Consider the following 19,081-nt stretch of genomic DNA (forward strand, 5'->3'; position numbering starts at 1 on the left):
CGCGACCGTCGGGTGGGTCGCACCGACCTCGAGTACGACGAGGCGGGCCCCGGAGGAACTCATCCGGGGCCCGCCTCGATTGCCGACCGCGGTCAGTGGGCGGAGACCCTGTCGTCCTCGCTTGCCTCGATCTGCTCGTGACCGTGTTCGTGGTGTGCGCCCTCGAGCTCCGCCGGGGTGGCCGGCTCGACTGCCCCACCGAAGTAGAAGTCATGCAGCTTGGCACGCAACTTGTTCTTGCGGGCACCCTTCTTGTTCTCGACGCCGTTCTCGTCGACGGCCGGCTCGAGCTCCAGCGGGGGAGTGCCCTCGTGCTGGACGAGCGTCCACCGCGTGTACGGGTCGAGCGGCTCGTGGACCTCGTGGAACTCGCCGTCGGCGCTTCGCTCGATCCGACCGGTCTCGCGGCCGTGGAGGACCAGGTCCTTCTCGTGGCGCTGCAGGCTCAGGCACAGGCGGCGGGTCGCCCAGAAGGCGATGACCGGCCCGAGGAAGGTCAGCACGCGAAGCGTCCAGGTGATGTCGTTGATCGACATCCCGAACTTGATTGCCATGATGTCGTTGCTCGCGGCGAACATGAGGACGCCGTAGAGCGTCAGTGCGGCCATGCCCAGACCGGTACGGGTCGGGGCATTGCGCGGGCGGTCGAGCAGGTGGTGCTCGCGCTTGTCACCGGTGACCCAGGCCTCGATGAACGGGTAGGCGATCATGCCACCGTAGAAGGCCGGGATGACCAGCAGGGCCCCGATGATGACCGGGAAGGCCCAGGTGAACCCGAAGGTCTCGAACTCGAGGAAGCCCGGCAGCAGGCGCAGGGCCCCGTCGGGGAAGCCCATGTACCAGTCGGGCTGGGCGCCGGCGGTCGTGGCGTTGGGCACGTACGGGCCGTGCACCCAGACCGCGTTGATCTGGATCAGCGAGGAGATCAGCGCGATGCCGCCGAAGACGATGAAGAAGAATCCACCGGCCTTGGCTGCGTACACCGGCATGACGGGGAAGCCGACGACGTTGTCGTTCGTCTTGCCCGGGCCGGGGTACTGGGTGTGCTTCTGCAGGGCCACGAGAACGATGTGCACCGTGAACAGCCCGATGAGCAGGGCCGGCAGCAGCAGGATGTGGATCGAGTACAACCGCGGGATGATGTCCAGGCCCGGGAAGGTACCGCCGAACAGCGCGTAACTGAGGTAGCTGCCGATGACGGGCGCAGCCACCATGAAGCCCTGCGCGGCGCGCAGACCCGTACCCGAGAGGAGGTCGTCCGGAAGGGAGTAGCCGGCAAAGCCCTCCACGAGAGCCAGCAGGGAGAGCACGCAGCCGATGACCCAGTTGATCTCACGCGGCTTGCGGAAGGCACCGGTGAAGAACACGCGGAGCATGTGCACCGACAGCGCGACGATGAACAGCAGCGCCGACCAGTGGTGGATCTGGCGGATGAGCAGGCCACCCTTGACGTCGAACGAGATGTTCAGCGTCGAGGCGTAGGCCCGCGACATCTCCACGCCCTGCATCGGGACGTAACTGCCCTCGTAGGTGGTGTGGACCATCGACGGGTCGAACCAGAAGGTCAGGAAGACGCCGGTGAGCAGGCACACGATCATCGAGTACATGGCGATCTCACCGAGCATGAAGGACCAGTGGTCCGGGAAGACCTTCTTCATCAGGTACCCGACGCCCTTGGCGGCGCCGGTCCGGTCATCGATCCACCCGGCGACGCCGCCGACCTTCTTCATCCCGGCCGAGGTGGGCGCCGGGGCCGGTGCGTCATCCGCACGCAGGCCGTCGGCGGGACGAGCAGTGCTGGTCATGATCAACCACGCTCCCAGAAGCTCGGGCCGACCGGTTCCTGGAAGGGCTGGTCAGCGATGAGGTAACCCTGGCTGTCTACGGTGATCTTCAGCTGGGGCAGTGGGTGCCCGGCCGGGCCGAAGATGATCTCGCAGTCGTTGGTGACGTCGAAGGTGGACTGGTGACACGGGCAGAGCAGGTGGTGCGTCGTCTGCTCGTAGAGGCCGACGGGGCAGCCGACGTGGGTGCACACCTTGGAGTAGGCGACGATTCCCTCGTGACCCCAGGATCGGGCCTTCTGCCCCTCCTCGGTCTCCTGGAAGTCGTTCGGGTTCAGGCGCATCAGGAGCACGGAGGCCTTGCTCATCTGCTCCAGCTTGCCCTCGTGCAGATCCAGCAGACCCTCCGGCTGGATGTGGAAGACCGAGCCGATCGTGACATCGGAGGGCTTGATCGGGGTGTTCTCCGGATCGCGCATCAGACGCAGCTGGTTGGACCTGCCGTTCTCGCTCTTGTCCCAGTACGTGACGGAGAGGTCGTTGCGGGGAAGCGGCCCCAGGGAGCCGACGAGCTGGACGAGCAGCGGCAGGGCGAACAGGCCCATGGCGCCGCCGAAGGTCGCCTTGAGCAGCGGGCGACGGGTCAGCTGCGAGGACTCACCGCCCTCGAGCATCGTGTCGACGAAGTCCTGACGGTCATCGTCCTTCGACCGCATCGGGTGACGCATCTCGACGACCTCGGTGTCGGGCATGAGCGTCTTGGCCCAGTGGACCGCACCCAGACCGATACCCAGCAGGCTCAGCGAGAGACCGAGACCCAGCAGGAGGTTGGACAGGCTCATCTCGTTGGTGATCGGCACCCAGACCTGGGTTCCGGTGTCGACGAGAAGGTAGGCGACGATGAACAGCACCGTCCCGAGGATGGACACGAGGAAGAGCAGCGCCACCTGACGCTCGGCGCGCTTGGCGGCCTTCTCGTCGAGGTCGGCGTTGCGCAGCACGTGCGGAGGGAGGCCGGGGTTGCTGAACTGCTCCGGGACACCACCGGTGCCCTGCACGTGGCCCTGGTCGAGGCGCACTGGCTCGGAGCCGCTGGGCTCCTCCGGCTGCGCCCCTGTCGGGGTGTGCTCACTCATCTGTCGTGGATCCTGTCTGTGTGGCGAGTTGTCAGGGGGTCAGGCGGACTTCTGGCCGAGCCAGACGGCTGCGGCGACCAGGAGGCCGAGACCGATGGTCCAGGCGAAGAGTCCCTCGGGGACGGGGCCGTAGCCGCCGAGGGGGTTGCCTCCGGGGCTGCCGGCGTCCTCCATGGCCTCGATGTAGGCGATCACGTCGCGCTTGTCCTCGGGGTCGAGGTTCGTGTCGTTGAAGACCGGCATGCTCTGCGGCCCGGTGACCATCGCCTCGTAGATGTGCTTGCCGGAGACACCGATGACCGGCGGCGCATCCTTGCCGCGGGTCAGCGCACCGCCGACGCCGGCGCTGGAGTGGCACATGGCGCAGTTGACGCGGAAGATCTCGCCACCCTTGCCCGGGTCCCCCTTCGCGCCGTCGGTGTACTCCTCCGGCGGAACGGCCGGGCCGGCACCGAGGGTGGCCACGTAGGCGCCGATGTCAGCGATCTCCTCGTCGGAGAACTTCACCCGGATGTTGCCCGGGGCCTGCACGTCCGGAGCGGCCATCGGCATGCGGCCGGTGCCCATCTGGAAGTCGACCGAGGCAGCGCCGACACCGGCCAGGCTCGGGCCGGCGCCCTCGATGCCCAGACCGTTGGTGCCGTGGCAGTTGGCGCAGTTGGCGGTGAAGAGCTTCTTGCCCTGCTCGACGTTGTCGGCCGCGGCCACGCTGGCCCCGGCGTCCTTCGGGGCGACGGCCGAGTAGGCCGTGCCGGTGACCAGGAGGCCCAGCATGAGCAGCAGGGCGATCGCCGCAGGGTGACGGCGAGAGAGCTTCGGCATGGACAGTCCTGTCGTGCGGTGTCGGCGGGTGCTGGGCGTGCGGCGGCGCATCCGGATCAGGCTCCGAGGAGGTAGATGGCGGCGAAGAGTGCGATCCACACGACGTCGACGAAGTGCCAGTAGTAGGAGGTGACGATGGCGCCGGTCTGCTGCGCCTGGCTGTAGCCGCGGGTGGTGTACGTGCGGCCGATGATCAGCAGGAAGGCGATGAGCCCGCCGGTGACGTGGATGCCGTGCAGACCCGTGGTCAGGAAGAAGATCGACGCCCAGGCGTCGGTGGCGATGTTGACGCCCTCGGACACGAGGGTGGCGTACTCCATGATCTGGCCGGAGACGAAGACGGCGCCGAAGATGTAGGTGAGGACGTAGAACTCACGCATGCCCCAGCCGGCGACGTTGAGCAGGGACCCGGTGCGCGACTTCTGGCCGTGCTCGGCCTTGAGGACACCCAACTGGCACCACACCGAGGAGATCACGAGGATCAGGGTGTTGGCCGCGGCGTAGGGCACGTCGAGGATCGCGATGTTGTGCTCCCACAGGTCGGGTCGCATCGACCGGACCGTGAAGAAGATGGCGAACAGCCCGGCGAAGAACATCAGCTCGCTGGAGAGCCAGACGATCGTGCCGACGGAAGCCATGTTCGGTCGGCTCACGGGGCCCATGAGTGGGTCCGTGATCTGGTGCCCGGACGTGTCTGAAGGCAGAGAAGTTGCAGTGGCCACGCGCCCCATTATGTCCCCCTTGTCCACCGGATGTGCGCCACCCCCCTCCGCGAGTCCCGTCACCCCTGCAAACGCTAGGATCCGGACATGACCGGTACCCCTCAGTCGACCAGTTCCCGGCCCGCGGCGGGCGTCAGCCCCGAGGCTTCGAAGGTCGCCCCGACCGCCGTGCGAGTCCTGCTGTACAGCGACAACATCACCACGCGTGACGCCGTGCGTGCAGCCGTGGGTCGTCGCCCCGCCCGCGACGTCGAGGTGGAGTCGTGGCTCGAGTGCGCGACCGCCGCCGCCGTCTTCTCCGCCGTGGAGGAGGGGGGCGTCGATCTCCTCGTCCTCGACGGCGAGGCTGCCAAGGTCGGCGGGCTCGGCCTGTGCCGCCAGCTGAAGCTCGAGGTCTACAACAGCCCTCCGGTGCTCGTGCTCACCGGTCGCCCACAGGACGGGTGGCTGGCGACGTGGTCGATGGCCGAGGGGTCGGTCCCGCACCCGCTGGACCCGATCGCGGTCGCCGACGCGGTGGCCGACCTCGCGCGGGGCGTGGCCCGGCGATGACCGAGGCGGCCACCCACACCTGGCCCCACCTGCTCACCAGCCTCCTCTCCGGGGGAGATCTCAGCGCCGCCGAGACCTCCTGGGCGATGCGGCAGATCATGTCCGGCGATGCCGCCCCCACCCAGATCGCCGGCTTCCTCGTCGCGCTGCGGGCGAAGGGGGAGACCGTCACCGAGCTGCGTGCGCTGGCCGATGTCATGCTCGAGCACGCGAGGCCGATCACGGTGTCCGGGCCGACGCTCGACATCGTGGGCACGGGTGGTGACATGGCCGGTACGGTCAACATCTCGACGATGTCCTCGATCGCGATCGCCGCCACCGGGGTGCGTGTGGTCAAGCACGGCAACCGCGCGGCATCCTCGAAGTCGGGGTCGGCCGACGTCCTCGAGGCGCTCGGGGTCACGCTGTCGCTGCCGACGGAGTCCGTGGCCGGGATCGCGGAGCAGGCCGGCATCACGTTCTGCTTCGCGCAGGCCTTCCACCCCTCCTTCCGGCACACCGCCATCCCGCGGCGTGACCTCGGGATCGGCACGGCACTGAACGTCCTCGGCCCGATGACCAACCCGGCCCGCCCGACCTTCTCGGTCGTGGGCGTCGCCGACGAGCGGGTCGCGCCGCTCATGGCCGGCGTCTTCGCCCAGCGGGGGACGCACGCCCTCGTCTTCCGTGGCGACGACGGGCTCGACGAGCTCACGGTCGCTGATGGCTCACACGTGTGGTGGGTGGCCGACGGTGCGGTCACCGAGGTGCACATCACCCCCGAGCAGCTGGGCCTGGCCCGCAGCCCGTTGCACTCCCTACGGGGCGGCGATGCCCAGCAGAACGCCGAGGTCGCCCGCCGACTCCTCGCCGGGGAGCGGGGGCCGGTGCGTGACGCCGTCGTGCTCAACGCCGGCGCTGCCGTGGCCCTGGCCCAGGCCGGCCCGGGTGTCCCCGCCGACCCGATCGCCGCGATCCGGACGGGCATGGACACGATCGAGACGGTCCTCGACTCCGGCCGCGCCGCAGACCTACTGGCCCGCTGGGTGGCAGCCACCGCCCAGGACCAGGCGACCGACTAGCGGTCGTCAGGACCTCACTCACGCGCGGGGCCGGGGTTGGGGCCGCCCCCGGGCCACCAGACTCCGTCGCCCGCTGGAGGTCACTCCAGGCCGATGTTGAAAGCTGCGTCGAGATCGTGGTGGCTGTAGGCGCGGAAGGCGATGTGCGTCGAGGTGTCGACGATGCCCTCGACCTTGTTCAGCCGGCCGGCGATGACCTCGTTGAGGTCCTCGTGGCGGGTGACCCTGACCATGGCGATCAGGTCGGCGTCCCCGGCGACCGAGTAGACCTCGCTGACACCTTCGAGATCAGCGATGGTCTGGGCGACCTCGGGGATGCGGTCGACCTCTGCATGGATGAGCACGATTGCGGTGATCACGAGGCCCACCCTAGAGCAGGGGCGAGCTGCTGGTGGGCAGCGGCGGCGCCCCCGACGGGGCACGTCCACTCGCCGTCGATGTGCACCAGGCGGGTGCCCTCGGTCTCGAGCCAACGCAGGACGAGCTCGGTCTCGGCCGGCAGCGCGCTGGTCCCCGGGCCCGTGGGCGCCGGGACGACCTCGGCGCTGGCCTGCAGGGCGGCGACGTAGGGCATCGGGTCGGCTCCCGTGGGCGAGTGGGTGCTGCCGGCCAGGCGGCCGTGCCGCACGCACACCAGGTCCCAGCCACCGCGCGGAGCGCGCCGTGCGGCGACGATCTCGACCGCCTCGCGCACGGGGGCCGCGCGCTGGGTGCGGGAGGTGGCCCGCACGAGCGAGGCGAGCCGGTCGCGCAGGGCGGCGGCCTCCTCGAATCGCTCGCCCTCGGACAGCAGTCGCATCCGCTGACGCACCGCGGTGACAGCGGCCCGGGAGTCTCCGACGAGCACCCGGGCCGCGTCGGCGACGGTCTCGGCGTACTCGTCCACGGTCACGGCGCCGGTGCACGGCGCCGCGCAGCGCCCCATCTCCGCCAGGACGCAGGCGGATGTCGGTCGACGCGGGGAGATCCTGGTCAGGCACTGGCGCAGCGGCACGGCGTCGTGCAGGGCGGCCGCCGCCTCCTCGGCGCTGCCCCTGGACCCGAAGGGGCCGGCGTAGGCGAGGTCGTCCGCGCCCACCGAGCGCACGATCGACACCCGGGGGAAGGGCTCGTCGGTGAGCTTGAGCCACCAGGCCCGCTCGGGATGACGCGAGCGGCGGTTGTAGCGCGGCTTGTGCTCGGCGATCAGCCGCAGCTCGCGTACCTGCGCCTCGAGGGTGGTCGCGCACACGATCGGGGTCACCCGGACGGCCAGCCGGACCATCTCGCCCATCCGACGGCGCTGCTCCGAGGCGGTGAAGTAGCTGCGCACCCGCGTGCGGATGTCCACGGAGGTTCCCACGTAGAGGGGCTCACCGCGCTCGTCGACGAAGACGTAGACCCCCGGGGCCTGCGGCAGGCCGTCGGCGAGGTGGCGCTTGCGGCGTTGGGCGTCGCTGACCTTCGAGGAGTACGACCCCAGCTCCTCCAGGGTGTCCACGCCGACCGAGCCGAGGCGACCGATGAGCCCGTGCAGGACGTCGACGGTGGCCCTGGCGTCGTGCAGGGCACGGTGGTCGGGTGTGGTCGCGGCCCCGAAGTGGCGGGCAAGGGTGCCCAGCTTGTGGTTGGCCACCTCGTCGCGGCTGACGACCTGACGGGCGAGCCGAACCGTGTCGACCACCTGTGGTCCGGGCCAGCGCAGGTCGTGGGCGGCGCACGCCGCCTTGAGGAAGCCGATGTCGAAGCCGGCGTTGTGCGCCACCAGCACCGCCCCCTTCGCGAACTCGAGGAAGCCGGCCACGGCCGTCCCGGTGCGCGGGGCATCTCGGACCATGGCATCGGTGATGCCGGTCAGCGACTGGATGAAGGCAGGGATCGGCTCGCCGGGGTTGACGAAGGTCTGCAGCTCGCCGAGGACCTCGCCGCCGCGCACCTTGACCGCGCCGATCTCGGTGATGCCGCAGTCCCGCACCGACCCACCCGTGGTCTCGAGGTCGACGACGACGAAGGTGACCTCGGCCAACGGGGTGCCGAGATCGTCCAACCTGTCCTGCACGACCGCCATGGACCTGACGGTAGGCGGGCGCACCGACAACGTCCGTCAGGCGCTCCGGCGTGACAGTCTGAGGCGCATGCGCACGATGGACGAGCTCGGCGATGTCGCCGCCTTCTACGGCCACTTCGCCGACCACGAGGCGAAGGGGGAGTCGCCCACCTTCGTACGATGGGCCTGCGGGGTGGCGCAGGACCCCGAGGTGCTCGCCCTGCTGGGCGAGCTGCCGGTGGCCAAGCGTCAGCCCAACCTCGTCTTCGCCGCGGCGCGGTGGCACGGCGCGGCCACGCCCTCCCACTACGAGGACGACGGCGGGTTGCGCGACATCCTGCTCGCGATGTGGCCCCGGGTCCGCGAGACGATCCTCACCCGCGCGACCCAGACGAACGAGGTCGGCCGCTCCGCGACGCTCCTGCCGGTCCTGGCCGGCCTGCCGGGACCGCTGGCCCTCGTCGAGGTCGGCGCGAGTGCGGGCCTGTGCCTCCACCCGGACCGGTGGTCCTACCGCTACCTGCACGACGGGGGAGGGGAGTCCGCCCGCATCGACCCGCCCGGGGGAGCGTCGCCGGTCGTCCTGGACTGCACGGTGACCGGGCCGGTGCCGATCCCCCCTTCGCTGCCCGAGGTGGTCCACCGCGGGGGCGTCGACCTCAACCCGCTCGACCTGTCGGTCGACGACACCGCCGCGTGGCTCGAGACGCTCGTGTGGCCGGAGCACGAGGACCGGCGGCAACGCCTGGCAGCGGCGTGCGACCAGGTCGCCGACGTGGCGGTCGACGTGATCGCCGGTGACCTGCTCACCTCCCTCGACGAGGCGATCGAGCGGGCACGGGCCGCCGCTCCGGGAGCGACGGTCGTCGTCTTCCACACCGCGGTCATCGCCTACCTCGACGAAGGGGGACGACAGGCGTGGCCGCAGGTGGTCACCGAGGCACTCGAGCGGGTACGCGCCGACGGAGGAGCGGCCCACTGGATCAGCAACGAGGGGATGGAGGTGCTGCCCGCGGTCAGCGGGACGGCGAGGTGCGAGCCGGTCGGCTCCGGTTTCTGCCTCGCCCTGGACGGGCAGGCGCTCGCCTGGGCGCACGGCCACGGACGGCGGCTCGACTGGTGCTGAGCCGTGCGCGGGGCGTTGTCGGTGGCCGCTCCTAGCGTTTCTCCTGCCGGGATCGACCCGGTGACCAGGAGGAGGTGACGGACATGAGCCGTCGAGCAGGAACGTCCCTGACGATCGACTGCGCCACGTGTCCGGTGCAGGACGTCGGGTGTGCCGAGTGCATGGTGAGCGCCCTGCGCTCGCCGGTGGCCCTCGAGGACCCGAGTGTGTCGGACCTGCCGCTGGACCGTCGTGAGCGTGAGGTCGTCTCGCGGCTCGTCGCCAGCGGACTGGTCAGTGCCGAGGACGCAACCAGGGCCCGCGCACGGCGCGAGCCCTGGTTGAGCTACGAGGAGGTGGGCGGGGCGGCCGACCGCGCGGGGTGACCTGAGCGGCCCGGGTCAGCTGCCGTAGAGGCTGTCCACCGCTTCGACGTAGTCGCGCATGATGACGTTGCGCTTGAGCTTCATCGACGGGGTGAGGGTGCCGTTCTCCTCGGTGAAGTCCTCGTCGAGGACGGTGAACTTGCGGATCGACTCGGCCTTGGACACGGCCTTGTTCGCCTCGTCGACCGCGCCCTGGATCTCGGCGAGCACCGTCTCGTTGGTCCGTGCCTGCTCGACGGTGAGGGAACCCAGGCCGTGGTTGTCGGCCCAGCCGGGCAGCATCTCCTCGTCGAGGGTGACCAGCGCGGCGATGAACGGCTTGCCGTCACCGACGACGAGGCACTGGCTGATGATCGGGTGCGCCTTGAGCCGGTCCTCGAGCACGGCCGGAGCGACGTTCTTGCCGCCCGCGGTCACGAGGATCTCCTTCTTGCGTCCGGTGATCTTCAGGTAGCCGTCCTCGTCCAGCTCGCCCAGGTCTCCGGTGTGGAACCAGCCGTCCTTGAGCGCCTCGAGGGTGGCCTCCTCGTTGTCGTGATAGCCACGCAGGACGTTCAGACCCTTGATCATGATTTCGCCGTCGTCGGCGACCCGGATGGTCACGCCCGGCAGCGGTGGGCCGACGGTACCGATCTTGACCTTCTCCGGGATGTTGACCGTCGCCGGGGCAGTGGTCTCGGTCAGGCCGTAGCCCTCGAGGATCGTCACGCCGATGCCACGGAAGAAGTGCCCCAGTCGGGTCCCGAGCGGCGCGCCACCGGAGACCGCGTACTCGACCTTGTTGCCCATCTTCGCGCGCAGCTTGCTGTAGACGAGCGTGTCGAAGACACGGTGCAGGACCTTGACCTTCAGCGGGACCGAGCCGCTGTCCTGACCCTCGGACCACGCGATGGCGGTCTCGGCGGCCTTGGCGAAGATCGTGCCCTTGCCGTCTGCGGTCGCCTGCTCGTTGGCCTTGTTGAAGATCTTCTCGAACACGCGCGGCACGGCGAGGATGAAGGTGGGCCTGAAGGACTGGAAGTCGTCGAGGATGTTGGCGATGTCGGCGCTGTGGCCCATGCGACGGTTCGCCGCAACGGCCAGCACCTCGATGAAGCGGGCGAAGACGTGGGCGAGCGGCAGGAAGAGCAGCGTGGACGCGTCGTCCTTGTTGAGCACGTCGCCGAGCTTGGCGATGGCGTTCTCCGCGAGGCCGAGGAAGTTGTCGTGCGTCAGCTCGCATCCCTTGGGGCGACCGGTCGTTCCGGAGGTGTAGATGATCGTCGCGACGGAGTCGCGCTGCCGTCCGGCGATCCGGGCCTCGAGGTCCTCGTCGCTGATCGTCGAGCCGGCCTCGACGAGCTGGTCCAGGTCACCCTTGTCGATGACCCACAGCTCGTCGACGCCGTCGAGGTGGCCGCGCGCCTCCGCGGCCACGTCCTCGTGCTTGGCCGTCTCGACGACGATGAAGCGCGTGCCGGAGTCCTTGACGATCCACTCGACCTGCTCGACTGAGCTCGTCTCGTAGACCGGCACGGGAACGCCACCGGCGGTCCACGTCGCGAAGTCCAGCAGGGTCCACTCGTAGCGGGTGCGGGCCATGATGGCCAGACGGTCGCCGGGCTCGAGCCCGGCGGCGATCAGGCCCTTGGCGAGGCCGCGGACGTCATGGTTGAACTGTGCGGCGGTCACATCACGCCACGTACCCTGCTCCTTGATGGTGAAGGAAACCCGCTGCGGTTCCTTCGCCGCGTTCCGTCCCGGCAGGTCCGCCAAGGAGTCGGTGGGGTCGCCCTCGATGAGTCGAGGCATCGCGCTGTCGTTCACGAGTTCTCCTTCGTTCGCCGTCCGGGCCAACCGTGCCCAGGGTTGTTCGGGATCGTGAGCGAGCCTACCGCCGCGCCGAGCACCGGCTCGGGGGCGCTGGCGGTGACGAGGGCCATATGTGGCTGTCGTCCGCGCGGCCCGTCACACTGGTCGGTGCCCATCGGTCACCCACCAGACGAAGGAGCTGCCGTGCGCGTCAGGAGCACTCCGGTCGTCGACGTCGTCGACGAGACCTTCGTGCGCGCCGAGCCGCTGACGGTCCGGGCGGAACTGGAGGAGCCGGGCGTGCTCGACCGGCTCTGGCCGGGTCTGCGGCTCGAGGTCGCGCAGGACCGGGGTGCGAAGGGGGTGCGCTGGTGGACCCGCGGCGAGGTCGCCGGGCGGGCGGAGATCTGGTTGGAGGAGGTGCCGGGCGGCACGATCGTCCACCACTTCGTCCACGGGGAGCGGCAGTCCGCGTCCCGTCGGTGGGAGGCGCGCCACCGTCGTCGGTGGAAGAGTGGGATCCACGGGATCAAGGACCGGCTCGAGGGTCGTACGCGATAGTCTTCCCGCCATGGCCGACAGCACCCGCTCCAGCATCGTCGTCGACGCAGCCGCAGGAGACGTCCTCGACATCATCGCCGACCTCGAGGCCTACCCGGAGTGGATCACGGAGTTCACGGCCGTGGAGATCCTCACCGAGGACGGTGACGGGTGGCCCGACCAGGCGCAGTTCACCCTCGACGCCGGCCCCATCAAGGACACCTACACCCTCAAGTACCTCTGGGACGTCGAGGAGGACGGCCAGGGTGAGGTCTCGTGGAGTCTGATCGAGGCCTCCGTGCTCAAGGCGATGGACGGTTCCTACACCCTCACCTCCACTCCGGACGGTGGGACGGAGGTCGTCTACGACCTGACCGTCGACATCAAGGTGCCGATGCTGGGCATGCTCAAGCGCAAGGCGGAGAAGGTCATCGTGGACTCCGCCCTGCGCGACCTCAAGAAGCGCGCCGAGGTCTGATCGGCCCGTGCGTGCACATCTCGTCGTCGGTGGGGGCGAGCATGCCGCCACGGTGACGGACCGCGTCGCCGCAAGCATCCCCCTTCGCCCGGCCGTCCGCAGCCACCGGGCCGCCGCAGAGGGCTCCGACCCCGTGCTCGAGGCCATCGCGCACTACCTGGACCGCCTGCTCGCCGCTCTGGACCTGCCTGCGCCCGTCGTCGCCGACCTCGTCGGCCGGTTGCTGCCCGCGGAGCTGGCGACGCTCCTGCGTCTGGCGCGCTCGCTCGACCAGGCCGAGGTCGACGACCACGGGATCGTCGCCACGGTCGACATCGAGGTGGCCCGCCTGCTCGACCTGCCGCAGCGGGTGGCCCGTGCCTTCGCGGCCTTCGTACCGGTCGTCGCCCGCTGGGAGGTACTCGTCGCGCCAGAGGGCGTGGGCAACCTGCCCGCACCGGAGCCACCCGTCCTCACTGCCCTGCGCGAGGGCGCGGATTTGCTGGAGCGCCTCGATGCCGCGCTCGCCGACCCCGAGGTGACCGCCGTGCACCTCGCGCCGCCGGACGGGCCCGTCGGGGCGGCCCGCCGCGCCGACGCAGAGGTACTGCTGGCGCTCATGGGCCGCACGCTCACCGCCGTCCACCCCGGCGGTGGCTCCGGCGTGGAGCACCTCCCGGCATCACCGACCGAGGATCTCCCGTCCCTCGAGCGGCGCGGCGAGGAGTGGTTGCTGCACATCGGCCTGCCGGGAGTGCGGGCCGCCGACCTCGACCTGGTGCGCCACGACGACGAACTCGTCCTCGGCTGTGCCGGACGCACGCGTCGGGTGCTGTTGCCGTCGGTTCTACGCCGGTGCGACATCGGTCGCGCCGGTGTGGCCGCGGGCGTGCTCACGCTCACCATGACTCCTGATGAGAGGGTGTGGCCCCGTGGATGACAACTCGCAGCCCCAGGACGTGGTCGTCCAGCTCCTGCGGGTCCTCTCGGAGGTCGACCTCGACGGGCTGGGCGAGGACCTGCGCCGGGTCGACGGCGCCACCGCTCGTCGGGCGATCGCCGGGGCGAGCATGCTCGCAGAGGCACTCACCCGTGCCACGTTCGGCAGCGAGACGGTCGCGGACGCGCTCGGGGTCGACTTCGGCGATCCACCCTTCCACGAGCAACAGCGTTCGCCGGGGGTGCGGATCACCGTGCACGACGACGACGCCGCCACGGCCATCGACCCCGCAAGTGAGGCGTGATGCAGCAATGAGCCAGGCACCAGCAGTCGGGATCGACATCGGCGGCACCAAGATCGCGGGGGCGCTCGTCGACCCCCACGGACGGATCACCCACCGCGAGCAGCTGCCGACGCCCGGTGTCGGCACGAAGCAGATCCTCGACACCACCGCTGAGATGGTCACCACCCTCGTGGCCGCGTCCGGCGGCGACGTGACGGGCATCGGGATGGCCTGCGCGGGGATGGTCGACGGCCGCGCCGGTCGGCTGTGGTTCTCGCCCAACCTGCCCCTGCGCGACCTCGACGTCGCCGCGCAGATCCGCCAGCGCACCGGTCACGACGTCGTCCTCGAGAACGACGCCAACGCGGCCGCTTGGGGCGAGTACCGCTTCGGTGCCGGCACCGACTGCGAGGACATGCTCCTGGCCACCGTCGGCACCGGTGTCGGCGGGGGGTGCATCATCGACGACCGGCTCCTGCGGGGGGCCTTCGGCATCGGCGGCGAGATCGGGCACATCACCATCGACCCCAACGGACCCCGCTGCGGCTGTGGCAACGACGGTTGCCTCGAGGTCTACGCCTCCGGCACCGCCCTGGAGCGGTACGCCAGAGAGCTCATCGCGTCCGGCGATGCGAAGGGGGCCGGCCTTCGTGAGCGCTGCGGCGGCGCCCCCGAAGCGCTCACCGGCCAGGACGTGACCGAGCTGGCCCGCGACGGGGACGAGGGTGCGGTCGCCCTCTTCACCCGGCTCGGGACCCGTCTGGGTGAGGGGCTGGCCTCGGTGTGCGCGGTCGTCGACCCGGCCATCGTGGTCGTCGGCGGGGGCGTCGCCGACACCGGCGCCCTCCTGATCGGCCCGACCACGGATGCCTTCGCCGCCCACCTCATCGGGCGCGGTCACCGTCCGTCGCCGACCATCGTGGCCGCCACCCTCGGCAACGACGCGGGGCTCGTCGGTGCCGCTACCCTGGCCCGGGAGATCGCCGCGTGAGCTCGCGCGTGGGCATCGACATCGGAGGGACCAAGGTCTCCGGCGGCGTCCTCGACGACGACGGCCGGATCCTCGTGCGCACCCGCCGGGACACCCCGGACCGCTCCAATGCGCCGCGCGTCGTCGAGGACACGATCGTCGAGGTCTTCGAGGAGCTGCTCGCACTCGCGGACGAGGCGGGGGTCGAGCCACCGGCCACGGTGGGTGTCGGCGCAGCCGGCTTCGTGGCCGCCGACCGGGCGACCGTCGTCTTCGCGCCGCACCTGTCGTGGCGCAACGAGCCGTTGCGCGAGTCGCTCGGCCAGCGCATCGACCTGCCGATCGTCATCGAGAACGACGCCAACGCCGCGCTGTGGGCCGAGTACCGGTTCGGCGCGGCGCGCGGGGCCACCCATGCCGTGATGATCACCCTGGGCACCGGTATCGGCGGTGCCCTCCTCGTCGGTGGCCACCTGGTGCGTGGTCGCTACGGGATCGCCGGCGAGTTCGGGCACATGCAGGTCGTGCCCGGGGGTCAGCGCTGCGAGTGCGGCAACCGCGGCTGCTGGGAGCAGTACTCCTCCGGCAACGCCCTGGTGCGCGAGGCACGGGGGATGGCGATGGCCAACTCCCCGATGGCGGCCGACCTGATCGCCCACGTCGGCGGCGACGTGGAGGACCTGACCGGCCCGCGCATCACCGACGCGGCCAAGGAGGGCGACGCGACCGCCATCGAGCTGCTCGGCGAGATCGGCCACTGGCTCGGGGTCGGTATCGCCGACCTCGCGGCGGCCCTGGACCCCGAGGTCTTCGTCGTCGGTGGGGGAGTCAGTGCTGCGGAGGACCTGCTCCTGGGCCCTGCGCGCGACACCTTCGCCCGCCAGCTGGCCGGACGCGGCTACCGCCCGGCCGCGCGGATCGTCACCGCCCGTTTCGGCCCCGACGCAGGCCTCATCGGTGCCGCGACGCTGGGGGCCGAGGGCGGGGTCTGAGCCTCCGGCTCGGCGACCCGCGCCCCCGGCGTCCTCCCGGCGTCAGACGCGGGCGCCGTGGTCGGGGTCGTAGCCGCGGTCCGTGGGCTGGCGCAGGACGAGGCAGGCGAAGCCTCCGAGGATCAGCGCGATGACGATCATCGTCGACCAGAAGCCGTTCGAGCGGGTGAGCAGGAGCCACACCAGCCCGAGCGGGCCGAGGACGAGACCGACCACCGCGCCCCAGAAGAGACGGTCGCCCCACGGGGGGAGCGGTGCCGGTGGGGGCGGGGTGAAACCCTCCTCGTCGTCGGCGTCCTCGAGGAAGCCGTCGTCGTTGCCCAGCAGCGCGTCCGCGACGGAGTTCGTCGGGTCGGTGCGCCACGGCACCGGCTCGGGCAACTCCGGCTCGCGCGGCCGGCCGGCCCGGCCGGGCATCGGGACGTCGACGTCGCCGGTGGACTGGGCCGGCCCCCTTCGCCCCGGAGGGGGAGGCAACCGGACGTCACCGGTCGACTGGCGGCGGGGTGGCCCGACAGTGGGGTCGGACGATTCGTCGGTCACCGTCGACGCGCCGGTGTCCGGCCCGTCCTGCGGGGTCTCGTCCCACCGGGCGACGATGGACTCGAAGATCGCGTCCACATCCCGCTCCTCGGGGTGCTGTCGTTCGACCATTCGCCTCTTCCCCCCATCCGTGACGTCGTGCTGCGCTTTCCCCCAGTCTCGCACGCGTGAGCACGGGCCGACGTGTCGTAGAGTTCGGTGCGATCAGGAGGAGGCACCAGGTGTTCTATTGGATGCTCAAGATGGTCTTCGTCGGGCCACTGCTCAAGCTGTTGTTCCGCCCGCGGGTGGAGGGCTTGGAGCACATCCCCGACGAGGGGGCGGCCATCCTGGCCAGCAACCACCTGTCCTTCTCGGACTCGATCTTCCTCCCGCTGGCCCTGGAGCGTCGTCTGACCTTCCTCGCGAAGGCCGACTACTTCACCGGCACGGGGGTCAAGGGGCGGCTGACGGCAGCCTTCTTCCGTGGCGTGGGCCAGCTGCCGATCGACCGCAGCGGTGGTGGGGCGAGCGAGGCCGCCCTCAACGCCGGGCTGAAGGTCCTCGAGGGCGGTGGCCTGCTGGGTCTCTACCCGGAGGGCACTCGCTCGCCCGACTCGCGCCTCTACCGCGGCCGCACCGGTGTCGCCCGGATGGCGCTGACCGCCGGTGTGCCGGTCATCCCCGTCGCCATGATCGACACCGACAAGGCCCAGCCCACCGGTCAGATCATCCCGAACATCCGCCAGATCGGGATCAGGATCGGCACGCCGCTCGACTTCTCCCGCTACGAGGGGATGGAGGGCGACCGCTTCGTGCTGCGCTCCATCACCGACGAGATCATGTACGACCTGATGCAGCTGTCCGAGCAGGAGTACGTCGACATGTACGCCACGTCGATGAAGGAGCGCCTGCTCACCAGGGCAAAGCGACGCGCCCGTGAGCTGCAGGAGGCCGCACGACCGGGACGCGCCGTCCCGGAGCTGGAGGAGGCGTTGGGCGGCGACGAGGACGAGGCCAACCCCTGGTCCGACGAGAGTCGGGACGGGCTCTAGACCATGACCATCGAGCCGGGGGGCGGGGGAGCACCGCGGCGCTACCGTCCCTCCCCGCTCTTCGACAGCGCCGCCGGGCGTGGTCTGGCCGTCTACCGTCTCCTCGCGCTCGCCTACGCCGGGATCCTCGTCGTCGGTCACCGTGACCACGTCGTCCTGTGGTGGCCGATCCTCGCCTTCGGCGTCGTCGCCCTCACCTGGTCGGTCATCGCCCCGCTGCGACCACGGCCGACCGTGCTCGCCGTCGGCATCGAGCTGCTCATCGCGTGCGTCGGCATCTTCCTCACCAGCGTCGTGTACGACTCCGCCTCGGTCGCGGACGGGATCTCCACCGTCCCGGGTGTGTGGGCCGCCTCGCCGGTGATAGCGGGGGCCCTGCTCGCCGGGATGCGCGGGGGAGTCCTCGCCGCGCTCGTGATCTCGGTGGCCAACATCATCCAGGCCGTGGAGCCCAGCCAGCTGACGTACCACAACATCGTCCTGCTGCTCCTGGTCGGCGCACTGATCGGTCTGGCGGTGCAGCTGGCCCGGGAGAGCCAGCAGCGCCTCGAGCAGGCCATCGCCGCCAGCGAGCGTCTGGCCGAGCGCGAGCGGATCGGTCGCCAGGTGCACGACGGCGTCCTCCAGGCACTCGCGCTGATCCACCGCCGCGGTCGTGCCATGGGCGGCGAAGGGGTGGACCTCGCCGAGCTCGCAGCGGACCAGGAGCGGTCCCTGCGCACGATGATCTCCCGGCTCGAGCCGGTGCCCCCTGCGAGGTCCGGAGCCACCGCGTCAACCACGTCGCGGGCGGAGTGCGCCGATCTCGCCGCGATCCTGAGCCGGTTGCGGACGGCCCGGGTCGAGGTCGTCCTCCCCGCCGGCGAGGTGCCTCTGCCGGCCCCGACGGCGGAGGAGGTCGAGGCGGCCGTGGTCGCCGCCCTGGACAACGTCGAGCGGCACGCCGGCAGCGGCGCGCGCGCATGGGTGCTGCTGGACGCCGACGACGAGGGGCTCGAGGTCGTCGTCCGGGACAACGGCACCGGGATCGCGCCCGAGCGACTCGTCGAGGCGGCGGCGGAGGGACGGTTGGGGGCCAGCCTTTCGATCCGTGGTCGGATGGTCGACCTCGGCGGGGACGCGAGCTGGCGCTCCCCGGCCGGTGGAGGGACGACGGTGACCCTCACCCTGCCCGCCGAGCACATGGCAGGCTCCTGGTCATGAGCGCTGCCCCGACCGCACTGACGGTCCTCGTCGCCGACGACCACCCGCTGTGGCGGGACGCGCTCGTGCGGGATCTGCAGGAAGCCGGCTTCGACGTCGTCGGCACCGCCTCCGACGGGCCGTCGGCGGTGCATCGGACCCGCGCGACCACGCCCGAGGTCCTCGTCCTCGACCTCAACCTCCCGCAGCTGCGCGGTGACGAGGTCTGCCGCGCCATCGGTGACCTGCCGACCCGGGTGCTCATCCTCTCGGCCAGCGGTGAGGAGAAGGACGTGCTGGCGGCGGTCAAGGCCGGCGCCAGCGGGTACCTCGTCAAGTCCGCATCGCCGGGGGAGATCCTGGCTGCGGTGACCGCGACCGGCGCCGGCGAGGCCGTCTTCACGCCCGGGCTGGCGGGTCTGGTGCTCGGTGAGTTCCGCGAGATGAGCAGCCGGGCCAAGGCCGCATCGCAGGACGCCCCGGAGGAGACCGGGCGATCCGACCGCGCCGACGTCCCCGAGCTGACCGACCGGGAGGTCGAGATCCTGCGGTACGTCGCGATGGGGATGACGGCCAGGGAGATCGCCGCCGACCTCGTCCTCTCCCACCGGACGGTGCAGAACCACGTGCAGAACATCCTCGGCAAGCTCCACCTGCACAACCGCGTGGAGCTGACGCGCTTCGCGATCAGCCGTGGACTCGACCAGCCGGGGTGAGCACGGGGCGCCGCAGGGTGGACGGGTGTCCGCTGCAGC

General features: G+C 70.7%; 21 protein-coding genes. 13 read left to right on the forward strand and 8 right to left on the reverse strand.

Going from position 1 to position 19,081, the window contains the following annotated elements:
• Window positions 1–92: 92 nt before the first annotated feature.
• Genes V1351_RS06755 through V1351_RS06770 form a run of 4 tightly spaced genes read right to left on the reverse strand, consistent with a single transcriptional unit; the run spans window position 93 to window position 4,404 of the window.
• Window positions 93–1,805 carry a cytochrome b gene (locus V1351_RS06755; RefSeq protein ID WP_338751962.1) on the reverse strand — a complete coding sequence of 571 codons (1,713 nt, stop codon included), beginning with the start codon at window positions 1,803–1,805 and terminating at the stop codon, window positions 93–95.
• A gap of 2 nt (window positions 1,806–1,807) precedes the next feature.
• A complete protein-coding gene (locus V1351_RS06760; RefSeq protein ID WP_338751963.1) occupies window positions 1,808–2,920 on the reverse strand; it encodes a ubiquinol-cytochrome c reductase iron-sulfur subunit in 1,113 nt (370 codons plus the stop codon).
• 39 nt (window positions 2,921–2,959) lie between these two features.
• Window positions 2,960–3,742: a c-type cytochrome gene (locus tag V1351_RS06765; protein ID WP_338751965.1), complete on the reverse strand. Its 783-nt coding sequence runs from the start codon at window positions 3,740–3,742 to the stop codon at window positions 2,960–2,962.
• 56 nt (window positions 3,743–3,798) lie between these two features.
• Window positions 3,799–4,404: a cytochrome c oxidase subunit 3 gene (locus V1351_RS06770; RefSeq protein ID WP_338751966.1), complete on the reverse strand. Its 606-nt coding sequence runs from the start codon at window positions 4,402–4,404 to the stop codon at window positions 3,799–3,801.
• A gap of 147 nt (window positions 4,405–4,551) precedes the next feature.
• On the opposite strand from V1351_RS06770, the gene V1351_RS06775 reads away from it, so the two are divergent.
• Both V1351_RS06775 and trpD read left to right on the forward strand, forming a co-directional pair.
• Window positions 4,552–5,016 (forward strand): hypothetical protein, encoded by a 465-nt coding sequence (locus V1351_RS06775; protein ID WP_338751968.1) that lies wholly within the window; start codon window positions 4,552–4,554, stop codon window positions 5,014–5,016.
• Entirely contained in the window at window positions 5,013–6,077 is a 1,065-nt protein-coding gene (gene trpD, locus V1351_RS06780; protein ID WP_338751970.1) for an anthranilate phosphoribosyltransferase, read from the forward strand. The genes V1351_RS06775 and trpD overlap by 4 nt, the downstream gene beginning before the upstream one ends.
• An 80-nt stretch (window positions 6,078–6,157) precedes the next feature.
• Here trpD and V1351_RS06785 read toward each other — a convergent pair whose 3' ends face one another.
• A complete protein-coding gene (locus V1351_RS06785; protein ID WP_185989825.1) occupies window positions 6,158–6,436 on the reverse strand; it encodes an Lrp/AsnC ligand binding domain-containing protein in 279 nt (92 codons plus the stop codon).
• Complete coding sequence (locus tag V1351_RS06790; RefSeq protein WP_338751975.1) at window positions 6,433–8,124, reverse strand: DEDD exonuclease domain-containing protein; 1,692 nt, start codon at window positions 8,122–8,124, stop codon at window positions 6,433–6,435. The genes V1351_RS06785 and V1351_RS06790 overlap by 4 nt, the downstream gene beginning before the upstream one ends.
• A 67-nt stretch (window positions 8,125–8,191) precedes the next feature.
• Between V1351_RS06790 and V1351_RS06795 the strand changes: the two genes are divergently transcribed.
• Entirely contained in the window at window positions 8,192–9,229 is a 1,038-nt protein-coding gene (locus V1351_RS06795; RefSeq protein ID WP_338751977.1) for a DUF2332 domain-containing protein, read from the forward strand.
• 83 nt (window positions 9,230–9,312) lie between these two features.
• Window positions 9,313–9,594 (forward strand): hypothetical protein, encoded by a 282-nt coding sequence (locus tag V1351_RS06800; RefSeq protein WP_338751979.1) that lies wholly within the window; start codon window positions 9,313–9,315, stop codon window positions 9,592–9,594.
• Window positions 9,595–9,609: 15 nt separating this feature from the next.
• Here the strand turns inward: V1351_RS06800 and V1351_RS06805 are convergent, their stop codons facing one another.
• Window positions 9,610–11,400 carry an AMP-dependent synthetase/ligase gene (locus V1351_RS06805; RefSeq protein ID WP_338751981.1) on the reverse strand — a complete coding sequence of 597 codons (1,791 nt, stop codon included), beginning with the start codon at window positions 11,398–11,400 and terminating at the stop codon, window positions 9,610–9,612.
• Between the two features lie 189 nt (window positions 11,401–11,589).
• Here V1351_RS06805 and V1351_RS06810 point away from each other — a divergent pair, with 189 nt between their 5' ends.
• The 6 genes from V1351_RS06810 to V1351_RS06835 are packed head-to-tail and all read left to right on the forward strand — an operon-like array spanning window position 11,590 to window position 15,567.
• Window positions 11,590–11,946, forward strand: a complete 357-nt coding sequence (locus V1351_RS06810; RefSeq protein ID WP_338751983.1) for a hypothetical protein — start codon at window positions 11,590–11,592, stop codon at window positions 11,944–11,946.
• Between the two features lie 10 nt (window positions 11,947–11,956).
• A complete protein-coding gene (locus tag V1351_RS06815; protein WP_338751985.1) occupies window positions 11,957–12,403 on the forward strand; it encodes an SRPBCC family protein in 447 nt (148 codons plus the stop codon).
• A gap of 7 nt (window positions 12,404–12,410) precedes the next feature.
• The gene (locus tag V1351_RS06820; RefSeq protein WP_338751986.1) at window positions 12,411–13,322 is read left to right on the forward strand and encodes an ArsA family ATPase; all 912 of its coding nucleotides are present in this window, start codon (window positions 12,411–12,413) and stop codon (window positions 13,320–13,322) included.
• Window positions 13,315–13,626 (forward strand): hypothetical protein, encoded by a 312-nt coding sequence (locus V1351_RS06825; RefSeq protein ID WP_338751988.1) that lies wholly within the window; start codon window positions 13,315–13,317, stop codon window positions 13,624–13,626. The genes V1351_RS06820 and V1351_RS06825 overlap by 8 nt, the downstream gene beginning before the upstream one ends.
• 7 nt (window positions 13,627–13,633) lie before the next feature.
• Window positions 13,634–14,596 carry an ROK family protein gene (locus V1351_RS06830; RefSeq protein ID WP_338751990.1) on the forward strand — a complete coding sequence of 321 codons (963 nt, stop codon included), beginning with the start codon at window positions 13,634–13,636 and terminating at the stop codon, window positions 14,594–14,596.
• Window positions 14,593–15,567: an ROK family glucokinase gene (locus tag V1351_RS06835; protein ID WP_338751992.1), complete on the forward strand. Its 975-nt coding sequence runs from the start codon at window positions 14,593–14,595 to the stop codon at window positions 15,565–15,567. The genes V1351_RS06830 and V1351_RS06835 overlap by 4 nt, the downstream gene beginning before the upstream one ends.
• 42 nt (window positions 15,568–15,609) lie before the next feature.
• Here the strand turns inward: V1351_RS06835 and V1351_RS06840 are convergent, their stop codons facing one another.
• On the reverse strand, window positions 15,610–16,221 hold the full coding sequence (locus tag V1351_RS06840; protein WP_338751994.1) for a hypothetical protein: 612 nt from the start codon (window positions 16,219–16,221) through the stop codon (window positions 15,610–15,612).
• Window positions 16,222–16,331: 110 nt separating this feature from the next.
• Here V1351_RS06840 and V1351_RS06845 point away from each other — a divergent pair, with 110 nt between their 5' ends.
• The 3 genes from V1351_RS06845 to V1351_RS06855 are packed head-to-tail and all read left to right on the forward strand — an operon-like array spanning window position 16,332 to window position 19,042.
• The gene (locus V1351_RS06845; RefSeq protein WP_338751996.1) at window positions 16,332–17,144 is read left to right on the forward strand and encodes a lysophospholipid acyltransferase family protein; all 813 of its coding nucleotides are present in this window, start codon (window positions 16,332–16,334) and stop codon (window positions 17,142–17,144) included.
• Between the two features lie 3 nt (window positions 17,145–17,147).
• Window positions 17,148–18,347 carry a MacS family sensor histidine kinase gene (macS, locus tag V1351_RS06850; protein WP_338751998.1) on the forward strand — a complete coding sequence of 400 codons (1,200 nt, stop codon included), beginning with the start codon at window positions 17,148–17,150 and terminating at the stop codon, window positions 18,345–18,347.
• Window positions 18,344–19,042 (forward strand): response regulator transcription factor, encoded by a 699-nt coding sequence (locus tag V1351_RS06855; RefSeq protein WP_338751999.1) that lies wholly within the window; start codon window positions 18,344–18,346, stop codon window positions 19,040–19,042. The genes macS and V1351_RS06855 overlap by 4 nt, the downstream gene beginning before the upstream one ends.
• Window positions 19,043–19,081 lie beyond the last annotated feature (39 nt).

The sequence above is a fragment of the Janibacter sp. A1S7 genome (genome assembly GCF_037198315.1).
GTDB classification, from domain to species: domain Bacteria; phylum Actinomycetota; class Actinomycetes; order Actinomycetales; family Dermatophilaceae; genus Janibacter; species Janibacter alittae.